Annotated in this window: 20 protein-coding genes and 2 pseudogenes; 6 read left to right on the top strand and 16 right to left on the bottom strand. The window is 36.6% G+C overall.

Features of this window, described 5'->3' with window-relative positions; translation table 11 throughout:
* Positions 1-823 precede the first annotated feature (823 nt).
* Positions 824-2,620, bottom strand: a complete 1,797-nt coding sequence (gene pepF / locus B5D12_RS00515) for an oligoendopeptidase F (protein WP_078754987.1) — start codon at positions 2,618-2,620, stop codon at positions 824-826.
* Between the two features lie 135 nt (positions 2,621-2,755).
* Here pepF and B5D12_RS00520 point away from each other — a divergent pair, with 135 nt between their 5' ends.
* On the top strand, positions 2,756-3,700 hold the full coding sequence (locus B5D12_RS00520; RefSeq protein ID WP_078754988.1) for a D-2-hydroxyacid dehydrogenase: 945 nt from the start codon (positions 2,756-2,758) through the stop codon (positions 3,698-3,700).
* A gap of 530 nt (positions 3,701-4,230) precedes the next feature.
* On the opposite strand, the gene B5D12_RS00525 is transcribed toward B5D12_RS00520, so the two are convergent.
* From B5D12_RS00525 to B5D12_RS00550, 6 genes are all read right to left on the bottom strand, one after another.
* The gene (locus B5D12_RS00525) at positions 4,231-5,919 is read right to left on the bottom strand and encodes an alpha-amylase family protein (protein WP_078754989.1); all 1,689 of its coding nucleotides are present in this window, start codon (positions 5,917-5,919) and stop codon (positions 4,231-4,233) included.
* 4 nt (positions 5,920-5,923) lie between these two features.
* The gene (locus tag B5D12_RS00530; RefSeq protein WP_078754990.1) at positions 5,924-6,850 is read right to left on the bottom strand and encodes a zeta toxin family protein; all 927 of its coding nucleotides are present in this window, start codon (positions 6,848-6,850) and stop codon (positions 5,924-5,926) included.
* A 166-nt stretch (positions 6,851-7,016) separates the two neighbouring features.
* Positions 7,017-7,850 carry a carbohydrate ABC transporter permease gene (locus B5D12_RS00535; RefSeq protein WP_078754991.1) on the bottom strand — a complete coding sequence of 278 codons (834 nt, stop codon included), beginning with the start codon at positions 7,848-7,850 and terminating at the stop codon, positions 7,017-7,019.
* Between the two features lie 15 nt (positions 7,851-7,865).
* Entirely contained in the window at positions 7,866-8,735 is an 870-nt protein-coding gene (locus B5D12_RS00540; RefSeq protein WP_078754992.1) for a carbohydrate ABC transporter permease, read from the bottom strand.
* A gap of 10 nt (positions 8,736-8,745) precedes the next feature.
* Positions 8,746-10,005, bottom strand: coding sequence for an extracellular solute-binding protein (locus B5D12_RS00545; protein WP_078754993.1), 1,260 nt, complete (start codon positions 10,003-10,005; stop codon positions 8,746-8,748).
* Positions 10,006-10,017: 12 nt separating this feature from the next.
* Positions 10,018-12,180, bottom strand: coding sequence for an alpha-galactosidase (locus B5D12_RS00550; RefSeq protein WP_078754994.1), 2,163 nt, complete (start codon positions 12,178-12,180; stop codon positions 10,018-10,020).
* A 127-nt stretch (positions 12,181-12,307) separates the two neighbouring features.
* Here B5D12_RS00550 and B5D12_RS00555 point away from each other — a divergent pair, with 127 nt between their 5' ends.
* Positions 12,308-13,180 carry an AraC family transcriptional regulator gene (locus tag B5D12_RS00555; protein ID WP_159443812.1) on the top strand — a complete coding sequence of 291 codons (873 nt, stop codon included), beginning with the start codon at positions 12,308-12,310 and terminating at the stop codon, positions 13,178-13,180.
* Positions 13,181-13,264: 84 nt separating this feature from the next.
* Here B5D12_RS00555 and B5D12_RS00560 read toward each other — a convergent pair whose 3' ends face one another.
* The 3 genes from B5D12_RS00560 to B5D12_RS00570 form a co-directional block, all read right to left on the bottom strand.
* A complete protein-coding gene (locus B5D12_RS00560; protein ID WP_078754996.1) occupies positions 13,265-14,173 on the bottom strand; it encodes an alpha/beta hydrolase in 909 nt (302 codons plus the stop codon).
* Positions 14,174-14,392: 219 nt separating this feature from the next.
* The gene (locus B5D12_RS00565; protein ID WP_078754997.1) at positions 14,393-14,704 is read right to left on the bottom strand and encodes an MGMT family protein; all 312 of its coding nucleotides are present in this window, start codon (positions 14,702-14,704) and stop codon (positions 14,393-14,395) included.
* A gap of 13 nt (positions 14,705-14,717) precedes the next feature.
* Positions 14,718-15,128, bottom strand: a complete 411-nt coding sequence (locus B5D12_RS00570) for an OsmC family protein (protein ID WP_078754998.1) — start codon at positions 15,126-15,128, stop codon at positions 14,718-14,720.
* A gap of 156 nt (positions 15,129-15,284) precedes the next feature.
* Here B5D12_RS00570 and B5D12_RS00575 point away from each other — a divergent pair, with 156 nt between their 5' ends.
* Complete coding sequence (locus B5D12_RS00575) at positions 15,285-16,322, top strand: NADH:flavin oxidoreductase/NADH oxidase (protein ID WP_078754999.1); 1,038 nt, start codon at positions 15,285-15,287, stop codon at positions 16,320-16,322.
* 351 nt (positions 16,323-16,673) lie between these two features.
* Positions 16,674-17,330: a deoxynucleoside kinase gene (locus tag B5D12_RS00580; protein WP_078755000.1), complete on the top strand. Its 657-nt coding sequence runs from the start codon at positions 16,674-16,676 to the stop codon at positions 17,328-17,330.
* Between the two features lie 689 nt (positions 17,331-18,019).
* On the opposite strand, the gene B5D12_RS00585 is transcribed toward B5D12_RS00580, so the two are convergent.
* From B5D12_RS00585 to B5D12_RS00600, 4 genes and pseudogenes are all read right to left on the bottom strand, one after another.
* The gene (locus B5D12_RS00585; RefSeq protein ID WP_078755001.1) at positions 18,020-19,312 is read right to left on the bottom strand and encodes a LysM peptidoglycan-binding domain-containing protein; all 1,293 of its coding nucleotides are present in this window, start codon (positions 19,310-19,312) and stop codon (positions 18,020-18,022) included.
* A 122-nt stretch (positions 19,313-19,434) separates the two neighbouring features.
* On the bottom strand, positions 19,435-19,971 hold the full coding sequence (locus B5D12_RS00590; RefSeq protein WP_078755002.1) for a GNAT family N-acetyltransferase: 537 nt from the start codon (positions 19,969-19,971) through the stop codon (positions 19,435-19,437).
* A gap of 73 nt (positions 19,972-20,044) precedes the next feature.
* Entirely contained in the window at positions 20,045-21,025 is a 981-nt protein-coding gene (locus B5D12_RS00595; RefSeq protein ID WP_078755003.1) for an LCP family glycopolymer transferase, read from the bottom strand.
* Positions 21,026-21,217: 192 nt separating this feature from the next.
* Positions 21,218-21,400 (bottom strand): annotated as a pseudogene (locus tag B5D12_RS00600) (UDP-galactopyranose mutase); the annotation flags it as partial.
* Between the two features lies 1 nt (position 21,401).
* Here B5D12_RS00600 and B5D12_RS00605 point away from each other — a divergent pair.
* Positions 21,402-21,584, top strand: a pseudogene (locus B5D12_RS00605) (transposase); the annotation flags it as partial.
* A 121-nt stretch (positions 21,585-21,705) separates the two neighbouring features.
* Here B5D12_RS00605 and B5D12_RS00610 read toward each other — a convergent pair.
* Complete coding sequence (locus B5D12_RS00610; RefSeq protein WP_159443813.1) at positions 21,706-23,970, bottom strand: LysM peptidoglycan-binding domain-containing protein; 2,265 nt, start codon at positions 23,968-23,970, stop codon at positions 21,706-21,708.
* 855 nt (positions 23,971-24,825) lie between these two features.
* Between B5D12_RS00610 and B5D12_RS10575 the strand changes: the two genes are divergently transcribed.
* On the top strand, positions 24,826-24,984 hold the full coding sequence (locus B5D12_RS10575; protein ID WP_078755100.1) for a transposase: 159 nt from the start codon (positions 24,826-24,828) through the stop codon (positions 24,982-24,984).
* Positions 24,985-25,387: 403 nt separating this feature from the next.
* On the opposite strand, the gene B5D12_RS00625 is transcribed toward B5D12_RS10575, so the two are convergent.
* Positions 25,388-26,536: N-acetylmuramoyl-L-alanine amidase (locus B5D12_RS00625; RefSeq protein ID WP_159443814.1), on the bottom strand; the 1,149-nt coding region annotated here is incomplete at its 5' end.

Genomic DNA, 26,536 nt, shown 5'->3' on the forward strand with positions numbered 1-26,536 from the left:
TCGAAAGACGCAGTTTGAGACCACTCAACCACTGCGCTTTTAAATATCAAGCAATAACTTGATTGAATTTTTTATGTTAATATCTAACTCGTTAAGACGCAGTTTGAGGCCACTCAACCACTGCGCTTTTAAATATCGAGCAATAACTAGATTGAATTTTTTATGCTTATACCTAACTCATTAAGGCGCAGTTTGGGACCACTCAACCACTGCGCTTTTTATTATCGAGAACTCACTTAATTGAATTTATCAAATTTAAACCAAATCTCTTTAAGACGCGGTTTGAGACCACTCAACCACTGCGCTATTAATTAACAAATAATAATCTTAACTATATTTATCAAGTTTATGCCCAGCCTCTTTAACGAATCACTTCTAAAATCGCACAATAAATCACATGGTTTGTTTAATTTTTTATTAAAATTATTTTACTCTAAATCAGTAAATCGCTTATCTTTTTAGTATCAAATTCTATTCTCAGCTATATTCAAAACTATTTCCAATGCTTTTTTAGCCAAATATAGCGTTCCTTTCATCATAATATTTTTAATTTCTTTTGATAAGCAGCTTTAGTAGTTTGTCAACACTCCACAACTTGAAATTAACTGAACCATTATAGGGTGGACAATCACTAGCAAATCGAATAGATTTCAACTCTTATACCCCCACCCTCGCATGTTGAATTAGCTTAAAACCTCTTTTGCTAAGATACTGTTTTAAGTCTTTTAATTAGTGCAATTTCAATATTTGGTTAACTATACAGTAAAAGACACTCCTTTTGAATTGACTATTTTATAGTCTTATTCTCGAGTGTCTTTCCCCATTATTTATTTAATTCTTTCGTATAGTTTTCTAATTGGTCGATTAAGCGACCGATATAGGCAATCGTTGATTTTAATGGTTGATCAGTTGAAACATCTACATCGGCTGCTTTGGCTAATTCCAATGGCGATTTAGAACCGCCCATTTGCAACACTTTAATCCATTGTTCGGCAGCTGCTGCTCCTTGTTGACGAATATTGTTCGCTACTTGGGTTCCAATGGTTAAACCTGCTGAATAAGAGTATGAATACAGTCCCATATAATAATGAGGCTGACGCATCCAAGTGAGTTCTGCCCCTTCTGTTAGTACGACACTATCACCCCAGAATTTTTCTAAGGTTTCGCGATAAATACGATTCAATGTCTCCGCATCAACACTCTTTCCTTGATCCACTAAGCGATAAACTTCGCGTTGATAATACGCTTCTAATAAATGGGTCACAAAATTATGATAATAAGTTTTTCCTACCATTTGCGAGATAATCCAACGCTTCATTCTTATATCTTCACCTGCTACATCTAATAAATGATTTTCAACTAATAATTCATTAGCAGTAGATGGCGCTTCTACAAAGTACATAGAAGGACGAGCATTTAAAATATTTTGATAGCGATGCGCCATTTGAAAATGACCAGCATGACCTAACTCATGAGCCAGAGTCATCGTATCTGACATGTTTTCTGAAAAGAACATAAGGATAAACGAATTAGTACCATAAGGTGAATTACAAAACGCACCAGTTCTCTTACCACGTGTTTCGGCGTAATCAATCCAACGATTATCAAATGCTTCACGCATAATCGCTAAATAATCTTCTCCTAGTTGAGCTAAGCCATCCAACACATACTGTTGCGCTTCCTGATAGGTTACATTGGGTGAGAAAGGTGGATCAATATCCAATTTTAAATCCTCATAATGAACTTCATCCAATTGATAAATCTCACCAATCAACTGTGCATAACGACGCATATGAGGAGCTAACTCATCCATAATCACATCGATTTGACGGTTATATAAATCAACGGTCACATCTTGTCGTTCAAGTAAATAATCAATGACTGAATCATATCCACGTAAGGTCGCCATTGTTTTTTCCGTTTGAACTTGGGCATTATAAACTGAGGCAGTGGAATGTTGATAACGACTTAAAGTATCAGAAAAGTTGCGAAAAGCTGCTCTTCTAAGATCAGTATCAGGAGTCGCTTCTTGACGCCCTTCAAAACTGTTATAGGTCATTTCATGTAATTGTCCATTCACTTCAAAATCAGGGAAGTGTAAATCTTTGAATTTAATGTCATTATATCCTTGATATGGATAATCAAGTGTATTGGATAACGCCGCTAAGGTCGCTTCTGTTTCTGGCGATAATTGATGCGGTTTTTGTTTAATAATTTTAGTAATCGCTAATTGATCTTCTGCATTTTTGGCCGCTTCTTTTAATATATCATCTGCAATGTTCGCCACTTCATTTTCAAAGAAAGACAATTGCGCCGATACATTCGCTAAAATACGGCTAGCATGACTATAGCGTTTTTGTGCTTCTTTATCTAAAGTGTTCGCATTTACTGGCAAACTGGCATAAGGGAGGATGCGCGCTCTTAATTCTAAAATCGAACGATAATTAGCAAAAGCAGCATTCACATCGGTAGCTGTTTGTATCTGACCTCGATACTGCTTAGTAAAGTTTTCTGTGTCCAACACTAATTTGTCGAGTGCTTCCTCATAGCTTTTTTCATCTTGAAATAATGTGGTTAAGTCCCAAGTTTGTTCAATTGGGGCTGTTTCACGATTGATCATATATTTCCACCTCTCATAATTTTCTAATAAATATATTATAACCCTATAGTTAACCTTGTCAATTAATCGACTCTTTTGAATATTTACTGCGCATACGCTAAAATGAAGAAAAGAAGTGTAATATAGGAGGTTTATATGAAAATTGCTGTTCTGCCTCAATTGAATGAGGCACAATTTAAATTATTACAGAGTAAAACTCAAGCTGATTTGGTTGAAATCAATGAATCTGAAATAACAGCTGCAGATTTGGCACAATTTGAAATCATCTTAGGTTGGAGTGATAAGATTGTAGACGCTCTAACGATGGACCACAGCATTAAATGGATTCAACTATGGATGGTTGGTGTCGATAGTATTCCCTTAGATGAATTAGCTGAACATGAAATTATAATCACAACCGCAAAAGGTGCGAACGCTCCAAATATTGCTCAACAAATTGTCGGTTACTTAATTATGTTTACACGTCATCTCCATACATCAAGAGATTATCAAATGAAACACCAATGGGAACGCCCCGCCGATTATGGTGAATTGACAGGGAAAAAGGCCTTATCCATTGGCACAGGTGAAATCGGACAAGCATTTGCTAAAATTGCTCAAGCATTTGATATGACGGTAGATGGAGTGAATCGTACCGGGCATGCTGTTGATTTTTTCAACCATTGTTATGCCATAGCAGAATTAGATTCATTACTTGGGCAGTACGACTATATTATCAATAGTCTTCCACATACGCCGGCAACCGATAAATTATTTGCTGAAAAACAATTTAACGCGATGGCTAATGAGGCTATTTTTATCAATGTGGGCCGTGGCAAATCAGTCGATGAAAAAGCCATGATACAAGCACTCCTAAATAATGAGATTAAAGGAGCTGGCTTAGATGTCTTTGAAGTCGAACCTTTACCAGCAAATAGCCCCTTATGGGACATGAAAAATGTCATTATTACCCCACATCGAGCTGGGATTAGTGACTTTTACAGTCCGCGAATTATCGATATTTTCTTAGAAAACTTCCCACTTTACCAACAAGGCAAGATGCCAACCGTTAATTTACTCGATTATCAAAGAGGGTATTAAATGTAAAAAAAGCACCAAGGTAGAGGCTGGGCATAAACTTGATAAATTTAGTTAAGATTATTGTTCGTTAATTAAAAGCGCAGTGGTTGAGTGGTCTCGATCTGCGTCTTAATGAGGTTAGGCCTCAATTCAGTAAATTCAATCAAGTGATTGTTCGCTAATTAAAAGCGCAGTGGTTGAGTGGTCTCGATCTGCGTCTTAATGAGTTAGGTATAAGCATAAAAAATTCAATCTAGTTATTGCTCGATATTTAAAAGCGCAGTGGTTGAGTGGCCTCAAACTGCGTCTTAACGACTTGTCTGAGGCCTACTCAACTGTGCGGGGGTAGGCCAACGAAGCGAAAATTATTCAATTTTCTACTTCTGGTCTACTCCCAACTTTGCGGGGGTGAACAAACGAAGCGAAAATAATTCAATTTTCTACTTTTGGTTCACTCCCAACTGTGCGGGGGTAGGCCGACGAAGCGAAAATCAATCGATTTTCTACTTCTGGTCTACTCCCACTTTGGTGCTAAATTTAATTTAAAATAATTATCCCTGATACTCAAAGACGGTTGTTCCATCAGCTGAGGTACCACTCACCAATAAGCTTGTTGGTTGACTTAAGTCCACTGTCATCAATGCTTTGGCACCATTATATTGCCATTCGATTGATAGATGAGTGTCTTTTACATCATAATGAATTGTTGCGTCCTCATTAAAGGCTTCAAATTGACTTCTAAATTTGATCAATGCCAGTTGATCTTTCACTACTTTTTTCGTCAATCCTTCTTCAATATCCTGCGCTGATAAATTCGTACGGTTAATTTCTTTATGGCCACCTGCGCCTGCTTTAGCAACTGCTTCATGATTGTTTGTTCCAGCAAAAATATCTAAATACCAAATTTGTGGTTTTCCTGGCATAAAGAGTTGGATGGCACGGGCTAACATCATTTTGGTCTCATCTTCGCCTAATGCACTAAAGTAAGTCGCATTGACTTGATAATAAACATTTTTTTGGCCGTGAAGATTCTTCACATATCCACCACGTCCGACAACAGTGTCAATCAATTCTTGAATACGAGTTTCTGGTAATAAGCCTTTTAAGTCTAATAAAGGGATCCCATCATGACAACCCAACATGTTGACCGTTTTTAGGTCTTTCGTTAAAATATCGTCAATCCATGTTGCTAAGTGCTCAGCATTTTGTCCTTCAATCGTATCTAAAATTAAACCCGGTAAGAAGAAATCGTAAACTAAATAGCCTTCACTACCGATTTTTTCATGAATTTTCACTTCGTAACTTTCATGAATTTCAGGTAATAATGTCAAGTTACGTTCTTTTGCTAATTGACTTACTTTATCCAATAATTCCCAGGTTCCAGGATCATTTAAGAAATTACGCTCTCCTACTTCTTTCGGGCCATAAGCAAAAGCATCCAAACGCACGATACTAGCTCCATAGGCTTTTAATTGGTCTAAGGTTTGCGCATAAAATTCCCAAACTAAGGGAGATTTGATATTTAAATCCATTTGCCCTAAATATTCACAATGTGTTTCTAAATACTCTTTAACAGGGGTCAAATACGCGTTCAAAGCTCCTAAATCTAATTCAGACAATGGCGCATCCGCTTCAAGATGGGCTTGTACTTTTTCATGAATGCTTGCTGCTTGATCATATTGAATAGCCAATGCTTTCATCCATTGTTGCGTAGTCACTTGTGGGTACTTTTTTTCTTGATAAAAGGTATTCCAAAAAGTCAATCGCTCATTATTTTTGGTTCTAATCGTTAAAATAGGTAAGCCTGGTTTACGGAAGAACATTTTGTTAGTAAATTCTGCAGCCGGTTGAATATACCCTTCTGCAGTCATTTCACCATGTCCTTGCCAAAATTTATTCCAATCGATAAAGAAATCATAGTAAGGCGAGTGACTGCCCTCTTCCACAATAGACTGAAATTGTGGTGACAAGACGGAAGCATGGTTCAAGATGAAGTCCAATTTCGTCTTTACGCCTAAAGTCGCTAAAGATTGAAGGTCCTGTTCGCTCACTAAAGTTTGATTCAAGCCATAATCAATGACCGAAAAGCCACGGTCTAAATCAGAATGATAAAAGCTAGGAAGGATATAAACGGATTGAAACGCGCCTTTTACTTCAGGGCGCGCTAAAAAATCGACCGTTCCTTCTAATTTTTCAGCTAAACTATCGGGATATACATTTAACATTGGTTGAATATTCATCGGTTTACGCTCCTTCAATTAATGATAAATATTGATCATAATCTAACACGACGCCCTCTTTTGAGAAGATTAAATCGGCCATTGGACTTTGTTGGTGTAATTTCTCTTGTTCAATACCAAGAACCATCGTGACAAAAGCACTGTCCGCATGACCATCACGGGCTCTTAATTTACGATAGGCCATTGTTTCTGCTGGGGTGCTATTTAAAAACAGTCTAAAATCAATCCCTCTTAAATCGGCGTGATTACCATGGGTCCACTCTAAAATCATTATTTTTTTATTTGAAAAATCGACTTGGTCATACCATAAAGCATCTGGTGTGCGTCCCATTCGTTTTAACCAAATGTGGTCATGGCCCTCTTTAAATTCTTTTAAGACACGATTAATCGCCGGGATATTTAATTCCTTATCGGTGCCCAAATAATCAGCTAAAGCTCTCTTTCCAGCTAAATGATAAGTTTGATACCAATCATACTGAGATAAATAGTCTAAACTGCCATCATTGAACACTTGATAAATATGTTCTAAAATTGCTTTTACATCCTCATTATAAAGCCCTTGTTCTACCAAAGCTTTTTGGGCAGCATCTCGGTAAATTTGAACGCGTTCCGCATCATTATATTCAGGAATACGATGAGGATAATTATCTCCCGATAAAATATAAGTGCCGACACCTGCTTTTTCAAAATAAAATGCTAGAATAGATGCCAAGGTCGTTTTACCCGATCCAGATCCACCACTGACTGATATGATAATTTTATCTTCTGTTTCAAAATCAACCCTTGAGATTAATTCTTTATAAAGTGTTTGGGCTTTGTCGAATGAATCCCCTGAGTAAAAGATTTTATCACCCGGCATATCACCACGTGGCATCGGTTCTTCCATCGTTGGAAACCCTTGTTCAATTAACGATAACAATTGTTCTTTCATATACTGACCTCCTCAATCTTATAAAAAATTTATAACGTTTCATTTCTATCTTTATTATAGAAAAACTGGTGTTATATTACAAACACCAGTTTCAATTTTTCAGACTTTTGAATGTTTTAGTCCATAAAATATTGGAAATAAAACCACGTCATGGCTTTATTCTTAATTATTTGACTGCGCCATTACTCATACCTGCAATAATATGTTTTTGGAAGACTAAGTAAACCAATGTGATGGTCACAATCCCCACGATATAAGAGGCAAAGCTTGGACCAAAATCATTGAAGTATTGTCCTGTATAATTATATTGGAATAGCGGTAAGGACCACATTCTCGAATCTTTATTCAAGATTAATAATGGTAACATAAAGTCATTCCAGAACCATAAAGCATTAATAATCATGGTCGTCGCATGCATCGGTTTTAACATCGGAAAAATAATTTTACGATATGTTGTGAGTTTATCCGCTCCATCAATCTCAGCTGCTTCATCCATACTTTCTGGTACACTCACTTTAATGTAGCCGACGTATAAGAATAACGTTTGTGGGATGGCATAAGTTAAATATAACAAAATTAATCCCCACATATTGGCCATGCCAATACGGTTCATCATCACGGTAATCGGAATCATAATGACTTGGAACGGTACAAAGATTCCTAAAATTAACAAACTATACATAATCGCAAAAGCTTTTCTTTTACTCATATTACGAGCAATCGAGAAGGCGGCGGCTGGAATGACTAAAGTTACAGCTAACAGTGATACTACCGTAATAATAGTTGAGTTTAAGAAATAATCTTTAATACCATCGTCTAATAATGTCTGATAGTTATCTAAAATAAATGGTTTAGGCCAGCTAAAGAAATTATCGACGATATCTTTAGTGGTTTTAAATGAACTTAAGATGGTTACCAACAATGGAATAAGAATGAGAATTCCACCAATTATTAATAAGCCATATTGCCAAGTATTGCGTTTTGATGATTCATTTTTCATTAGTGCTCACCCTTTCTATTGTACTTCATAACGTTTTGAGAGACGGATTTGTAATATTGAAATCAATCCAATCATCACAAATAAAACTAGGGCAATCGCATTAGCATAGCCATATTGATTACTCTTGAACGCATAATTATAAACTAATAACCCTAATGGCGTGGTCGCATCATTGGGACCACCACCCGTTAAAGCAAAGATTTGATCAAAGGCAGTTAACCCTGCTTTTAAAGCCATAATAAACACCATGGTAATACTTGGAATTAAATAAGGTAATTCAATTGACCAGAAAATATGGTGGCTATCCGCACCATCCACACGTGCTGCTTCAATAATTTCTTGTGGAATACTTTGTAAACCAGATAAGAAAATAATGATTGGCATCGCAACGCCTTGCCATAACATGACGAAGATAACGGCAAAAATCGCACCCCATTTAGTTCCTAAAAGACTGACTTGTAGCCACTCTATTCCTAAAGCATTGCCAATTGCAGGTAAACCATAGTTAAACACTTGTTTAAAAATTAATGAAACCGTCAAACCTGATAATACTGCTGGGAAGAAGAACCATGCTCTAAAGAAGGTTTGACCTTTAATTTTGGAATTTAAGGCACGCGCCAATAAAATCCCTAAAATAATTTCACCGGCAATTAAGGATATCGTTAAAATAATGGTAAACCCAATCGCTGACATAAATTTTGTATCGGTCATTAAGATTTTATAATTATTTAAACCCACAAATTCAAAATTATAGGTTAAGCCCGTCCAGTTGGTTAAACTGTAAAAAGCTCCTTGAATCATTGGAAAATAGAAAAATATAATTTGTAAGAGGATGGGTATTGCTAGAAAAGCCCAGCCCCAATATTTAGATAAAAACTTTTTCATTGTACTCCTCCTACTTGACATCGGCTTTCATTGGATTAAAGAAAGCATTTAAATCTTGTGCCATACGCTCTAAATCACCGGTCGTTAAATAATTGGTGGTTAAGGTATAATAGTCATTTTCACTCGTCCAATTTTGCGCTAACCAGACAATATGTTTATCGGTAAAAGCATATTGGGCTAAACCTGCTAATTCAGAATCTTCTTTCATTTTAACGCCTTTAACCGTTACGGGTGAGCCATCAACATCATAATATTTTTGCATCGCTTCCGGTGTCGTTAAGTATTCGACAAAGCGAAGTGCTTCTTCTTTATGTGGTGTCGTAGCAGAAATCGATAAAGCGAAGTCACCCGAACCAATCGTTAAGCTTTCTCCTGGATTATTACCTGGAAATGGGAAGGTTGCCACTTCAAATTGAGGTTCTTGCTCATTAATCATCGTCAATGCCCATGAACCATTAACGGTCATTAACGCATCACCTCTCGCAAAAGTTGCGAGGGCATCGGTATAAGAGGCTCCTTGCCAGTTTTGTTGCATTGCCCCTGGACGTCTTAATAAATCTAAACGCTGAGCATCCGCTTTTAAAATTTCATCATCGGCTGAGATTGAGTTAGGCTGAGAAAAACGTAAGTAATCATTCGCTGGCTGGAAACCACCGGTGACGGTCGCAATCGCTAATTGATGATAGCCATTTAAAGTCCAGCCCTCACTACCTGCAATCGCAAAAGGTACTTGTCCATCCGCAATCATTTGATCAACTAATGCTTCAAAATCAGCCCAGGTCTCGGGTACTTCATAACCTAACTCTTTAAATTTAGTCGCGTTATAATAAAAGCCATACATATTAGCACTGAGTGGGACATTATAAATACCGCCCTCTACTTCATAATTTTCAGCATATCCCTCTTTTAAGTTTTTCATGAAGGGTTGACCTTTAAAATCTTCAAGGTAGCCTGCTTTGGCCCATTCTTGTAATTCCAAGCTTTGTGGGTAAGTATTCATTACATCCGGTAAATCGCCTGCTAAGACACGCGTCTTCAGTACATCGCCCGGCGCTGGCACATCGACCACTTTGATTTTGATATCCGGATTTTTGGCTTCAAAATCTTTGGCAATTTCTTTAATGATGTCGGTCATTTCTTTCTTTTGATTGAAATATTCAATTTCAACTTTACCATCAGCTGTTAAGCCATCGTCTTTACCACACCCCGCCAAGCTTAAGCTTGCTAAGAGTAAGATACCTGCTTTTAATAACTTACTTTTTCCTTTCATCTCTTTCACTTCCTATTGTTTTATAAAATGGAGTTGTTTCGTTAAGAAATCTCCTTGAGGCATATCCATTGTTAGGCCGGCATACATTAACTCGGCCCCTGAATATACTGTATCACTGTCAACTAATCGATACAAACCATCTTCCTCGAGCCCGGCTAATTTAAGCGTTGTTTCAATAGTTTCAATCGTTGATAAAATACGAACATAAGTGACCACTACTTGGTCTTGATAATTAAATTGGACTGCTGCTTCGTTAGAATCTGCTTCAGGATTAATCAAGCGATATTGTTTACCTAATTGAATGATTGGACGAAGCTTTTTATAAGCTGCCACTTGTTCTTTAATAACAGCTTTATCTGCTGCTGAAAGACTCGTTAAGTCCAATTCATAACCTAAATTCCCCATCATCGCAACATGTCCACGTGTTTCAATCGGTGTGGTTCTGCCCAATTGATGGTTTGGTGAAACAGACACATGTGCTCCCATTGAAATTGTTGGATACAAGTACGATGAACCATATTGAATTGGTAAGCGTGCCATCGCATCCGTATCATCACTAGCCCAAACTTGTGGGAAATAGCGTAACATTCCTAAATCATTACGTCCGCCACCACCTGAACAACTTTCAAATAAAATATTGTCATGTTTTTCCGTTAAGTAAGACACCAAGTCATACAACCCTAACATATAAGCATGAGATTGCGCTTTGGTCTCAAGATAAGTTGTACCATTACCAATTTTTGTGATATTACGGTTCATATCCCATTTAACATAATCAATCTCATGATTTTCTAGCAATTGATCGATTGTTGATTTTAAATACTCCACGACCTCTGGATTGGATAAATCTAAGACCAATTGATTACGTGAATAAGTATGACTGCGATTTGGTACTTGAATCGCCCAGTCTGGATGGTTGCGATATAAATCACTATCTTCAGAAATCATTTCTGGTTCAAGCCAAATACCAAATTTCAAACCACGCTGATGCACTTCACCAATGAGCTCTTTTAAGGTGCCACCTAATTTTTCTTCATTAACCCACCAATCGCCTAAAGCACGATTATCATCGAATCGATTGCCAAACCAGCCATCATCTAAAACAAATAGTTCGATGCCTAAAGCCGCCGCTTCATCCGCTAATGCTAATAATTTCTCACCATTGAAATCAAAATAAGTCGCTTCCCAATTATTGACTAAAATTGGTCTTAATTCGTGGGCAAAAGTTGCGGGAATAATATGATTTTGAACGAAACGACGCGATTCATCTGATAAAGCATTCAACCCATTAGCACTATAGCTGAATAACGCAACCGGTGTTTCAAATTGTTCACCTGGATTTAATTGCCAACTAAAATTGTCATCGTTTAAACCAATCGCCACTCGCACTTCATTTAACTGATTTTGTTCTACAAAGGTTTGGAAATTCCCTGAGTAGATTAATTGTAAAGCAAATGCCTCACCCGCTTGTTCTGTTGTCTGGTTATCCGCCAAAATTAAAGCAGGCGTTTGACCATGTCCTGAAGCACCACGATTGGACCCAACTTTGTAGAACCCTTGCGTGACCGGTTGACGACGAACGGTCTTTTCTCTCGCATAAGCTCCTTGTAAAGTAATAACATCATACGCTTTAGCTGGTACATCGAACATGGCACTCAAAGCTCGATGCAACACGACCGGTGCTTCGCCCTTATTTTCGAATACTTGATGCACTAAAATTGTATCTGCGGTTGCTGAGACGGTATAGATTAGTTTTAAGCTGACTTGAGCAACCTCGTCTACTAAAGTAAAAATAATCGACTCTGCATCATCGAAAGAGTGAACCGTTGGTAAGGTTGTGAGTGCCACATTCCCTTTCACAATTTCGTAGTCCGCTAATTTAAAATCAGTCACTTCATTTTGATGATGTTGCACTTTTAAAGAGGGTTGGCGGAAATCACCCAAACCATGTTGCCCAATCACCTGACGCTGAGTATCAAAACTAAAGGTACGATTGTGAGGCTCCGGGTTACCTGAAAAGGCATGATCTTTTTCAAAGACTGCATTTGCATTGTGATAGTGATTTACCCGACGTCCTACATGTCTTAATAATAAATACCCATTAACATTTTCAATAATAATAGATGTGTTTTTGCCATGAATATAAAATAATGTTTCTTCCACTCGAATACTCATCATTTTGCCTCCTATTTGTTGTTAACCCTATCATATCGTGTGTATTCGTTTTCTAAAATAGAATTATGTTAGGTTGCGATATGGAATAATGTTAGGTATAATCAATAGTAATTGGGAGGGGTTATCATTGTTAAATAAGAAGATTGAAGGCAGTAGGCTCGTTTATTATGAATTACATCAAGGGTCAGTCGATTTAATGATGGACTTTTGTGGCTATGAAAAATGTTCACCTAAATATGGTTTTGTACCCGCCATTCGTGATAATTATGTACTCCATTATATTGAAGAAGGTAAAGGCCAATTTATCTATAATGGCAAAACCTATCATCTACAAGCTGGAGATTTATTTTTATTGAAAGAAAATGAGTTGTTATATTATGAAGCCGATATTAATGAGCCGTGGTCTTATTATTGGTTGGGTCTTAGTGGCACCAAGGTTGCGGATTATTTTAAGTTGTCGACTTTAATGCAAGAGGGCTATGCTATTGCGAAGGATTTCGAAGCTACCCAATTAATTGGTGAAACAATTAAATTTATCGTTACCCAGAATATTACTAAAGACTATTATTCAATTGAAACTTTACAAATTTTATCCAAAATCTATGAAGTGTTATATTTAATCGCCCACCAATTTCCACTGAAAGAAGCTTCTAAGCAAAAATCAACTCATCAATTATATTTTGAAGCGAGAACAATCATGGATAAACAATACGGGAATGAAACATTAAATGTTAACTATATCGCTGAATTATTAGGAGTCAACCGCAGCTATCTTTCCACTATCTTTAAAGAACACGAGCAAATGACGCCAAAAGATTATTTAACGAAAGTGCGCATGAACAGAGCCAAACAGCTCTTAGAAAGTTCAGATTTAACCGTTAAAATCGTCGCCCTTTCCGTTGGCTACACCGATCCTCTCTACTTTTCAAAATCATTCAAAAAATACTACGGCTATAATCCTAGTGAAGTGGAGAAGGTCACCCAGAATACAGAAATATAAAATAAAACCTCTCGCTATGCCTGACAAGGGCTGGCGAGAGGTGAATTGTTATTTTTTTCAAATGAATTATGAGCCTTGAGATAACTATTCAGTATAATCGAAGAAACGATTTGGAGCCGTTTTGGTTGGCGCTAACCATTCAAGTAATAAGTCAATCCATTTACTTGCTTGATAATTTGAATTAGCAGTTTGACGACCGGTTAAGATATTCGCCAGTGATAGTCCATGCTTACCTTTATCGAAAATATGCAGTTCATAAGGAATCTTATATTGTTCTAGCGCTAAAGCGAATTCGATTGAATCGGTAACCGGCACCACATCATCTTCCCTTGTATGCCAGATGAAACTTGGTGGCGTCATATCATTAACAAAATTCGTCGGTTTTAAATCAGCCAATTCAACTTCGGTATTTTCTGCTTTACCGGTAATCGCATACATCATTGGATTCACCGATTGTCCATATTCAGGTCTAACCGTTGATGGAATTGTTAACGCTGGATAAATTAACACTAAATGAGTTGGTCGGTATAATTCATTTGATTTGCCAACTAATTGTGCTAACCACTCTTCATGCCAATGCACCCCTAATTGCGCCGCTAAATTACCACCGGCAGAAAAACCTCCGACGACAATATATTCTTCATTAATCGACCATTCCTCTGCATTTTCTTTAAGAATTGTCATCGCCGTAGCCAACTCTACTAAAGGATTAGGATATTGACTAATAGGAGCGTCTGGCCAATTTGCTAATTCAGCATTAAATGCTTGAACCCCTTCGGTCGCATAATGTACGACCATTACTTGAAAACCTTTCGCAAAAAATTGCAATGCAACCATTTCAGATTCACGGTTTGAGGTAAACATATAACCTCCACCAGGACATAACACCATCACCGGATATAAACGGTCACCATCAATTTCAGGGTTAGCTTCATGTAAATAAAATTTAGCGACAGCTCCATTTTCACCTATTTGCTCTTCAAAATAACGCATAATTTCCTCCTTTTCATTCAATACTCTTTGTGACAATAATCGAATTCCCTTAATAAAACACCTTTTAATTAATAGAACTCAAACTTTAACTAACTCCATTGTACGAGATTTTAAAGCGAATTCAAATAATTTTAATGTAAACTAAATTATTAAATATTTACCCTTCAGTAAATTTGTTTTAAAATAATAAAATCCTCTACCTATCTACTAGCGTTGTTATTATATGGTCCATTTATGTTGCTTTATATCAACATGGCACGCATCTTTAAAGGCGATGCCTTCGTCTAATAATAAAGATTTTTGTTGAACAAAATGCGGTGCTAATCTTCCAGCTGCATTCACCACGCGATGACAAGGATACTCGCCATACAAATCCGCTTGACTTAAAACTTTGCCAACTAAGCGCGCATTTTTTGGGCGGTTAATTAATTGAGCGATTTGTCCATAAGTGGCAACATTACCTATTGGTATTTCTGACACGACCGATAACACTTCATAAATTAAGTCTTCAGAAAGAACTTTAGCTGACATAACTGATACTCCATTAACCTACTAATTCAATGGTGACATTTTCACTATCTTTTAACAATTTAACAACGGGACATCGCTTCAAACTGGTTGCTAAAACCGACTGGGCTTCAGCATTTTCGAGATGTGGCATTGCTACTTTTACTGCAATGAAAAATTGATAACCCGGTTCATCTTGTGCTAAATCAATTTCTGCTTTGACTACTGCTTGATGTTCATATCCGCAGCGCTTTTCTTCAGCTTCGATCGTTGCATTTAAACAAGTGGTTAAGGCCAATCCTAATAATTGCTCCGGATTCGTTCCAGGTACATTTTTGGTTGGACTAGAAACTTGTACTTTTAATCCATCCGCTTCATTCACATAAGCAATCCCTTCAATCCCATCTTCGTTAATAACTTCAGTATGATATAGTGATTTGTATTCCATTAAGATATCCCCCTCTTTCAAGATTTAGTTTAACACAGTTTGAGCGTTTGCTGAATTTATTTTGCTTGAAATTTCCGATTATTCAAACGCAAGCAATAATGTTGTCTAAAACGGTTTGGATAATTTATACTATTAGATGAAAAGGAGGCTTATGCCATGTCAAAATTATTATCTCCTGCTACAATAGGTGGGATTGATCTATCGAACCGCGTCATCATGCCACCCATGTGTATGTATGAAGCACACGAACAAGATGGAAAACCGACTCCCTTCCATTTTGCCCATTATGGAATGCGGGCCATTAGTAAAATGGGCTTAATTATTCAAGAAGCAACCGCCATTGAACCCGATGGGCGTATCACAAATCAAGATTTAGGTTTATGGAATGACGAACAAATGGAAGCAATGAAAAAACTGGTTGATTCCGTCCATTATTTAGGAAGTAAAATGGGGATTCAAATTTCCCATGCCGGGCGTAAAGCAAGTGATGCCCAAGCACCACTAAGTCCTAGTGGCATTCCTTATGGCGAGCCCTATAATCCGCCAGTTGAAATGACTTTAAAACAAATTCAAGCAACGATTGATGGCTTTGTAGCTTCCAGTATCCGTGCTGAAAAAGCCGGTTATGATATGATTGAAATTCATGCAGCTCATGGCTATTTAATCAGTCAATTTTTATCACCATTAGCTAATCAACGGAATGACCAATATGGGGGCAGCTTAGAAAACCGTTATCGTATTTTACGCGAAATTATCGACGGCATTAAAGCTCAAGTTGCTCTACCAATTTGGGTACGTATCTCGGCCGATGCATATGATGAAACAGGCCAACAAAATACAATTGAAGATTGGCAACAAATGGCTCGTTGGATGGAAGAACAAGGTGTAGCAGCCATCGATGTTTCCACCGGTGGCATCTTAAGTAAAAAACCTAATATTCCCCTTCATGCTGGTTTCCAAACACCTTATGCAACTAGAATTAAAGAAGCTGTTGCGATTGATGTAATTACCGTTGGCTTAATCGATGATCCAGGATTGGCTGAATTTATCTTACAAACCAATCAAGCCGATGCCGTGATGATTGGTCGTGCTATCTTACGAAACACCAACTGGTTAAACGATGCTGCCGTAGCCCTACATGACCATGAGTTTAAACCATATAATAATTCTTATGTGAGAGGACAGAAGGGGTAATTAATTCTTTGGCAATAATTATTTTTACCAGTCAGGTCTTATGTTTTTAGATCGCATCATCATGTAAGTCAATCCATCAAATGTATTCCTTCTAGTTATCGGGTAACTTCTTTTCTTCTACCAGAACTAAAAATAATGAGAATCATAAATTAACCTGTCCCCGACCAAATCAAGCCTATTGTTAGTGATGATGGTAATAGATTTGAAACATTTTTATTTTCGGTGTACTAAGATATTATCATTTACGTTTAATATACTTTAAAAAGAATTCAAAAATAATACTTTAACGTCTTTGGTTTTATGTTATAATCAATGAGTTGAAATTTTGTTAAATCATTTGAGGAGTTGGTTATGATAATAGTCATTGGTGGCATGATTGGCGCTGGTAAAACAAGCGTGGCCAAAGTTATTGGAGAGCAGTTAGATTCTGAAGTCTTTTATGAAAATGTCGAGAATAATGATATTTTGCCATTATTTTATACAGCTAGCCCGGAAGAACAGGATGCAAAACGTTATCCTTTCTTATTACAGTTAGAGTTTTTAAGTAGTCGTTATCAAGATATTAAACGTGCATTCCATAATCGTCATAATGTCTTAGACCGTTCAATTTATGAAGATTGGTATTTCTGTAAAGTTAACAATGATTTAGGTCGTATTTCTGATATGGAATTTAAAACATATGAAAAATTATTAAATAATATGATGGAAGAGTTAGAATCCTTACCACAAAAAGCACCAGATTTAATGGTCTACTTACACGGTTCATTTGAAACCATTATGGAACGCATTGGGCTTCGTGGACGAGAATTTGAACAAGATGAAAGTTTGCGTCATTACTATTATACTTTGTGGTCAGGTTATGATGCCTGGGTTAAAAATCACTATCATGCCTCTCAAGTGCTAATGGTGAATATTGATCAATTAGATGTTGTGAACCGTCCTGAAGATATCCCTGTCCTAATGAAAATGGTCAAAGACAAATTAAATATTTTAGATAATGAGGCTTAGTACAATCGCCTAAGCACGTTATGTCCTATAATAATAAAAATAGAGACACCTCTTGTCTCTCTCAGTACTAAGAGTGTTCAATAAGTAAATTAACTTTTACCTATTGGTCGCTCTTTTTTTACAATCTTTTTCCTAAAACAAACTATTTTACATTATAAAATAACATTACAATCTAAAAAATTTCACAATATTTTTGACACTACCAAAAGATGCTCATAATTTCGATGTTGTATTAACAAGTGTTAGTAAATTGTCAAAATTTAGATTACATAGCTGATAAATTGACACTGAAATTTATGGGGAAGTTTATTTTAGGAGTGATGATTGAAAGAAAGGAGAATTTAAAAACTCGGGGAGCGTAACATTTTTTTATACTATTTGGCTTTGAAATTTTATAGGAGTATTAGGTTGTACTATTGTTTTCTAACGGTGCATGGAGTTTAACTCCAAATGACAGCATTAGCGAATCGTTTAACAACACACTTCATTTAGCGTTAATATTTATGCACAATAAAAAAGAGACTAAGGAAAAACAATAGACGTTTTCCTTAATCTCTCTTAAATTATTCAACCGGACATCGAACTCTTTAAATTTTAGTTCTACCGGAAGTTTTAAGTGATTAACTGAAAAATGATAATCCCCTTTAAAACTCAAAGGTTTCAAGTTGAACCATCATCTTGATTATTTTTTAAGGATAGAATGAAACGTGTACATGGTCCATATGGTTAGCGGTGATACTACCACGGTCTTCCATCATTTGCCATGACATATTCCAATCTCCATAAATTTGTTGTTTCCAAATGACATATGAAATCTTACTTGATCCAATTTGATTAATCGCATATTGAGCTATTTCATCTCCTAATGCCGAACCAACTGGCACTATAAAGTCAACTGCTAATCCTTGACCGTGATCTCCAGCATCACCTGGACGGTATGTACTAAATGAGGTAATGCCATAAGCATTCGCGACTTCATTTTTAAATTGCGCTACATGAGCTTGTAAGCCGTCATTGGTTGGATCATAGATTGGCACTTCAGTTTCCTCTGGCACCCATTCTACTGTTGTTTCCTCTGTGATTGGGACTTCAGTTTCTTCAGGTACCCATTCAACAGTTGTTTCTTCCACAATTGGTGCTTCAGTTTCTTCTACTATTTCTGCGGTTGTCTCTTCCACAATTGGTGCTTCGGTTTCTTCTACTATTTCTGCGGTTGTTTCTTCCACAATGGGCGCTTCAGTGTCTTCTACAACTTCGGCAGTTGTTTCTTCCACAACAGGTGCTTCGGTTTCTTCTACCACTTCGGCAGTTGTTTCCGCTTCGGTTGCTTCTACCACTTCGGCAGTTGTTTCCGCTTCGGTTGTTTCAGTTACCCACTCTGCTACCGTTGTTGCTTCAGTAGTAGTTTCAACTGGAGCTGCTGAAGGTTCTACTGCCGTCGTTTCTGTAACTGGGGCTTCAGTTTCCTCAACTTCTGTAGATTCTGCTTCAGTTGTTTCAGGAATCCACTCTTCAACTGGCTCCGTCACATAAACTGGCGCTGATGCCGTTTCGGCAATGTCTTCAGTCGCTGGTAATTCATACGTTTCGTCATTAACGACTAATTCATTTTCAGCTAAATTTATCTCTGCTTCATTTTCAGAATCAGGCGTCTCGATTAAGACGGTTTCGGCGTTTTGATTGTCATCATAAGTCGTTGTTAAAACCGTGCTAGGATAAATTAAATCTAAATCCGCAATCGCGTTGATGCTTCCTAATACCTCTACATCAACCTCTAATGCTTCAGCGATGACTCCTAGAGTATCACCATATTGGATAGTGTAGACCGTTTGATTATCTTCGTTAATTTTTAATGCTGCTTTAACTTGTTCAAGTGTACGTGGTTGCCATTCTTCGGCCAACACATGATTAGCCATTGTTGAAATTGGCGTTATCATTAAAGCAAAAGCTGTCGCAAGTAAAATTTTCTTTTGTAATTTCATTTATTCACACCTTCTTCTAATCTCGCTAGATTGTATTCTAACATAACGTCCAAAAGAAAAAAGACCTTTTAAGCTTATTTAAATAAACTGTTCACGCATTGATACCATTCTGTAATACTATTTCAATTTAGTGAATTTAAATAAAAATAAATATCATGTTTATTTTGTTGCGGTGTAAAATCGTAACTACGTGTATTCAGTCCGCCAATTTCAAATTGATTCGCTAAATATAATTCGCAAGCGGCTAAATTATTATCTTGAGCAATCGTATATAGCCCCTGATATTGGTTGTCACTGGCTATTTTCTTGCCTTCAGCAATTAACATTGAGGCAATCCCCATTTTACGGTAATGAGGCATCACTTTAATATCTGATAAGTATAAGTACTTGAACCAATCATCTTGAAAAATAGCTAATGCGACACATTCTTCTTGCTCATTGTATGCTCCAACAAAATAATGATTTGTTTTCATCTCTTCATACTGATAATCTTCATCTGGAAAAGTCATTTCTTGCCATTCACTGGTCGGTAATATTTCTTTGTGATAATGCCATTGGCTTCCATCGTAGGTTGGTATTAATCTACCAAATACTTTAAATGGATAATTAGGCAATTGAACCTCAGGCGAAATCCTTTCGATACGTTTAATTGTTATCATAAGGTTACTCCTTTTAAAAAAAACCGACTTTTGCTGCAATCATTCAAAGCAAAAATCGGTTAACGATTAGTTATTAATTTACTTCTAAATTGGATTTTAACGCTTCTTGAACTGTTGCTAATGATCCTTCGTCAATCATTTCATAATAGACGCCATCAATCATATCGCCTGTTCCTTGTAATGTCACTTCTTCGATATTTTTCGCAATCTTATTCGCATTTAAAGCCAATGTTTGGATATCCATAAATTGGATATTCGTTTCAACATAGTTTTCCATTACCGCCATTAATTCTGGTAAGCTAGCAAAAGAATTGATATTAACCACCTTATCAGCTACGGCTTCAATCACTTGACGTGAACGTTGTTGACGACCGTAGTCACCTTCTTCAGTATAACGATTACGAACATATTGTAAAACTGTCGCACCATCCATATATTGGGAAACCCCTTGTTCAAAATAAGTCCCCTCTTGATTAAATGTTTCAGTCGGAACAATGGTAATACCGCCTAAGGCGTCTACAATTTGAACAAAGCTTCCCATATCAACTTTTACATAATAGTCAATTGGAATATCTAAAAAGTTTTGTACGGAGTTAATTGACATTGGGATGCCACCAAAAGCATAAGCATGGTTGATTTTATCTTGGGTCCCATACCCTACGATTTCAGTATACGTATCACGAGGAATACTGGTCATAACAGTTTTATTGGTATTAGGGTTAATGGTTGCGACCATCATAATATCTGAACGCCCTACTTCGGTACGACCAAAATCGCCCGTATCAATCCCTAAAAATAAAATACTAATCGGATCTTCACCGACTTCAATTTCTTCTGTCGATTCACGTTTTTTAACAACATCTTTAACTACTGATTCCACGGCTTGTTTATTATATACCTTTTCAAATGATTTATTAAAGCGATAATAGGAATAGCCTAAAAAACCACCTACGATTAGTAAAGCCAGTAAAAATAATAAAGCAATGGCTTTTAAAATTGGATTGCCTTTTCTTCTTTTACGATGCATCGATCTACGTGACATCTTGTTTGACATTTTATTTCACCTTCAAATTTTCAATTTATGTTTCATTTTAGCTATTTTTTGGTTGAAATACAAGCTTTTTCTTTAATATATATTCTATACAACTACTCATTTAAAGTAAACATTTATTCTAGTCTCTAAAGACTGTTCTATCACGATAAGTTCAGTCTTTAAGTTTATTAAAGTTTTAGCAAAGCATTTAGTTTAAACCTTAACTTCTTTTCTTACCGCATTCAATGCTTCATTAATGACCATATGCATATCATAATACTGATACATGCCTAATCGACCACCAAAGATGACTTTGGTCTGTGCTTGTGCAAGACGACGGTATTGTTTGAAGAGTTGCGTATTCTTTTCGTCATTGACAGGATAATACGGTTCATCTAAAGGGAAATCTGCCCGTCTATGGTTCAAAGCTTATCCAGAAACAAAGGCAATGTTATGGGGTGGCCATTTATGGACACCTAGTTATTTCATGTCAACAGTAGGTAGTATGTCTAAAGAAACTGTTAAAAAATATATTGAAAATCAATTAACAGAATACAATAACGGTCGCCCTAGAACTTGATTCATCCATGTAATGAATTACACGGTTTTCTCAAGGGACGACTTTAAATAAAAAAGTGGGTATCGTATGAAAATTTTTGGCGTATTGCCTCTACGATTACCCACTAAATAATTTTTATTTTTTATTTCCGACGATAATTTTCATTTAAACGATACCAATATAATGGTCGAGAAGATGACCCTGTTCTGCCTGCAGTTTGAGAACGTACAATACCGTCATAGAAATACTTATTATTATAAGTTGAGTGATAAATCTCTTTGTTATTAATTGCGACACCGGTATGTCCTGCAGCACCGGAAGAATTATATTTATAACCTGAAATAAAGATATCTCCTGCACGTACTTGGCTTTCCGGTATTGGTAATAATAACCCACCTTCCATTGCAAACATTGAATCCGTATTACCAATCCAAGTGTTACGATTTAGATAACCTGCATTAATTAAAGCGTAATACACTGCAGATGAACAGTCATAACTGTTTGGTCCATTACGGTCAGTCATTGAATAGAAAGTTTTATTTTCTCTTGCTTTAAACCAATCTAATACTTTTTTAACGCCTTCTGATGTAACTTTCTCAGACGCTTCATTAATCACTAGGTAATTTTTGGTTGCACGACCTAATTTAGCTGGATTACCGGCTTCTGGATCAGAAACAGCAATTTCTTGGTCTGCCAATAAATAATTACTAGTTAATAATGGATTCCATTGTTTTAATTGCGCTACTGTCACACCATAACGACTTGCAACCGTTATTAGAGGCATTCTGTAACCTGTTTGATTCCAATAAGTCTTAATTAATGTTCCATCATAATCAGCATCAACTTCAACCACACGGTCTCCCGCTTTCTTTTGCGCTTCAGCAGCTAAACGTAATTTCTCATTTTCAGCGGCAATTTTCGCTTCTAACTCTGCTCTGGTTAAAGTCATACTGCTAGATGCTTTGCTTGGATCAGATACCTTAAGATTTTGTCCTGTACGAATCACCGTACTTGAAAGTTTGTTCCAAGTCATAATTTGATTAACTGTAACGTTGTTTGCTTTAGCAATCTCATATAAAGTATCGCCGTATGAGACGGTATGTTTTTTCTCTTCGAAAGCTGGAATAGTCACTAATTCATCTTTCTTATCGTTTTCAACTGGTTTCGTTGGTTCAGTTGGTTTTTCCTCTGGTTTAGTTTCCGGCTTCGTTGGTGTAGTCGGTTTCTCTTCCGGTTTAGTCGTTTCTACCGGTTGCGTTGTAGTCACTTTATTAACGATAATCTTTTGATTTGGATAGATCAGGTGACCTGAAATATTATTCCATTGACGTAATTGAGCAACACTCACACCATGTTGAGCAGCAATTCTATTTAAAGTATCGCCTCGTTTAATAGTATAATTCGTTGTCTTCGTTTCTGGTTTTGTTTCTACTGGCTTCGTTGGTGTAGTCGGTTTCTCGTCCGGTTTAGTCGTTTCTACCGGTTGCGTTGTAGTGACTTTATTGACAATAATCTTTTGATTTGGATAGATCAGGTGACCTGAAATATTATTCCATTGACGTAATTGAGCAACGCTTACCCCATGTTGTGCAGCGATTCGATTTAACGTATCGCCTCTTTTAATCGTGTAATTCGTTGTCTTCGTTACTGGTTTGGTTTCAACCGGTTTAGTCGTTTCTGCCGGTTTTTCCTCAACTGGTTTCGTTGGTGTAGTCGGCTTTTCAACGGGGTGTGTCGTTTGTGTTGTAGGTTTAGAAACGACTAATTTTTGATTGACTCTAATTATATTACTCGTTAATTTATTCCAGTCCATTAAATTCGCAACACTTACCTTATGTTGATTCGCTATCTTCCATAAGGTGTCACCTGAAACTATTTGATATGTTTTGACTGTTGGTGAAACGGGTGATGCAGTCGGTGTATATAATTTACGAACAACACTTTCTTCTGTTTTTTCTACCTGCACATCTTCTGCCTTAACAGATTCATTCGTTGTTTCTTCTGTTACAACAACTTCCTCTGTTTCAGCAGGTAATGTTTCATCACCGGTCGCTTCAGCCGGAACTTCTGTTGTTTCAACTTGCTCAGAATTCGCTTCAGTCGTTTCTGAATCTACCACTGACTCTGTCTCTTTCGCCGGTTCTGATTCTTGAACGGCTTCGCTCTCTTCAACTGTCGACACAGCTTCAACAGTTGTATCATTGTCTTCAACGACTTCAGCCTCATTGACTACAGTATCTCCGCCTGCTTCAGCGTTAGCCTCTTCACTGACGGCCTCAACAACGACTTCATCATAATTAGTCGCTTCCTCAGCTTGTACTTGAGCACTTAAAGCCATCGTTGCCAAAACAGATGCTGAAACTGCTATCCATTTACCTTTACTTTTCTTTAAAATTTTATTTCCCATTTTATTATTCGTCTCCCAAAATAAACATTCGCAAAAAACAATATATACCATCATTTTAGCATATTCAAACTATTTATGACCGTTTACAATATTACAGTTTCATAACAAAAGGCAGTGAAAGGTCAGAAAGGGAGTGAACCAGAAGTAGAAAATGAAATAATTTAGAATAACAACTTCTCCAGGGGATTGGGGTCTCAACAACTTCTAGTGGGGAGTAAAATCCCCCACCAAATGTTGTGGTTTGAATAGACTATGGTTAAAATGATCGAATGTTCGTATTATCATTAGAAGGTTATTATTTTGGAAAAAATCGATGATATTAAATATATTCTGTCACAACTACTAAATTTATCTTTACAAGATATTGGTGAAGTCGTGCGATGGATAAAACAACCCTTTCATGTTCATTGGATAGTAAGATTCAAAAGCGCCCTTATTGTCGTTCTTCTCATCTTCACAGTAAGGGGTACTATAAAAAGAAGTATCATTTACCTTTTAATCATAGTAACATCAAGATCGTTCTGCTTAAGATTAAACGTTTTAAGCGTCAAGAATGTCACGATTCTTGCTTGAATAGTATAGGGCTTACGCCTCGAAATTTCACTATTCTGTATTCAACAATCGACAGTTCTTTGATCGAAAAAGTAATTTTCATAATAAGCCCCAATACAACCGTAAATTAAAACGCTATATCAATAAGGGTCAGTTATTCGAACTGATACTTCAAATTCATCCTGATTTGGAAAAAGCTTATCGTTTAGTAGATGAATACATTCTTTTTAATACTTACGATGACTTACCTGAAAAAAAGTTACTCGAAATTGATTATTATATCAATAATTTCTTAAATCAGGCATTCCTGAATTAGAGCAATTTGGCAAATTACTAACAAGATGGAAAATAGAAATTTGTAACTTATTTACTAGAATTGACGGCATACGGATATCAAATGCTTTTACAGAAGCATCTAATGGAACGATAAAGAATATGATTCGACAACGTTCCAAGGAATGATGTATATTATTAATAAAGATAACTGGATATTAAGAGACTAATTTAACAATAAAATGTAAATCGATTACGAACATTCGAAAAAGAAATACAGGTTGAAATTCGTATTATGACAACGAATTTCAACCTGTATTTTTATCATTTCTCCCCACTAAATATTTAGTGAGTCCACACAAAAGGTTGTAGAGCCAATAATTTTCGCTTCGTCTGCCTCCCCCCGCACAGTTGAGTAGGCCTCAAACAAGTCGTTAAGACGCAGGTCGAGACCACTCAACCACTGCGTTATAAAATATACAGATGGGATCAAACGGGTTTTTTTGTTTTGTCCAACCTCTGAGTGATAAATCTATTTTATTGAAAGCCTATGTTTACGGGTATAATACCTAGTTTGATAAACTTTCAAAAATTATTTACCTGATAATTTATTATAAACGGTATTAAAGTAAGTTTGAATACCATTCGCCACAGCATTAACAAGGGTATCCTGATAAGCTGGTGTCGATAATTTATTGTAGTCATTCCAAGTATCCACAAAACCAAATTCCAATAAAGTAGATGGAACTTTTGTTTCACGAATAACTGAATAAGATGACGATTGAACACCATGATCACGTGCTGGATTATTTGGATAGAATTGACGATCAGCTTGAATCATATTATTATGAATTAATTTTGTCAAATAAGCAGAGTTCGCAATTCTGGACCCATCATTATGATGTTTTTGATTAATTTTTGACTGATATTCATGTTCATACTGATAGTAGAATGATACAATACCTGTCGCAGATGGATACGGCATCGCATTATGGTGTAATGAAATGAAAATATCAGCGTCGGAGGCATTAGCCATTGTTGAACGTTCTGTTTTATAATCAACTGCCACATCCGCTGTTCTAGTACGTTTAACAACAAATCCCATATCTTGCAACTTCTTAGTTAACTTATTATCGATATTAAGGTTCATTGTTTTCTCGTACACTCCCCTAGCAACAGTATGTGTACCTGTTTCTGATCCACCATGTCCTGCGTCTAACCAGACTGTAAATTTATTATCGTGACTGGATGCGAAATCCATTGGTTTTACTTTAACATTTGGAATGACAATAGTTTTACCGTTGTATAAATACGCATTGCCATTCAATTGACGAATTGATTGTGCTGTAACACCAAAGTTTTTAGCAATGGACTCATAAGTATCACCAGGTTGTACCCCATAATTAACTCGTGCTATCGTTGTTCCCGCAAATTCAACCTTCTCGCCATCGTTAACGATAGGTATCTCAACAGGTTTAGTTTCTACAACTGGAACATTAGTAGTCACTTTATTGACAATAATCTTTTGATTTGGATAGATCACGTGACCTGAAATATTATTCCATTGACGTAATTGATCGACACTAACACCATGTTGTCTAGCAATTCTATTTAATGTGTCACCGCTTTTAATGGTGTACTCGGTTGTTGTCGTCACCGGTTTAGTTTCAACAGGTTTTTCTTCTGGTTTTGTTTCCGGTTTCGTTGGTTCAGTTGGTTTTTCCTCTGGTTTAGTTTCCGG

Source organism: Globicatella sulfidifaciens DSM 15739, from assembly GCF_900167405.1.
Taxonomy (GTDB): Bacteria; Bacillota; Bacilli; order Lactobacillales; family Aerococcaceae; genus Globicatella; species Globicatella sulfidifaciens.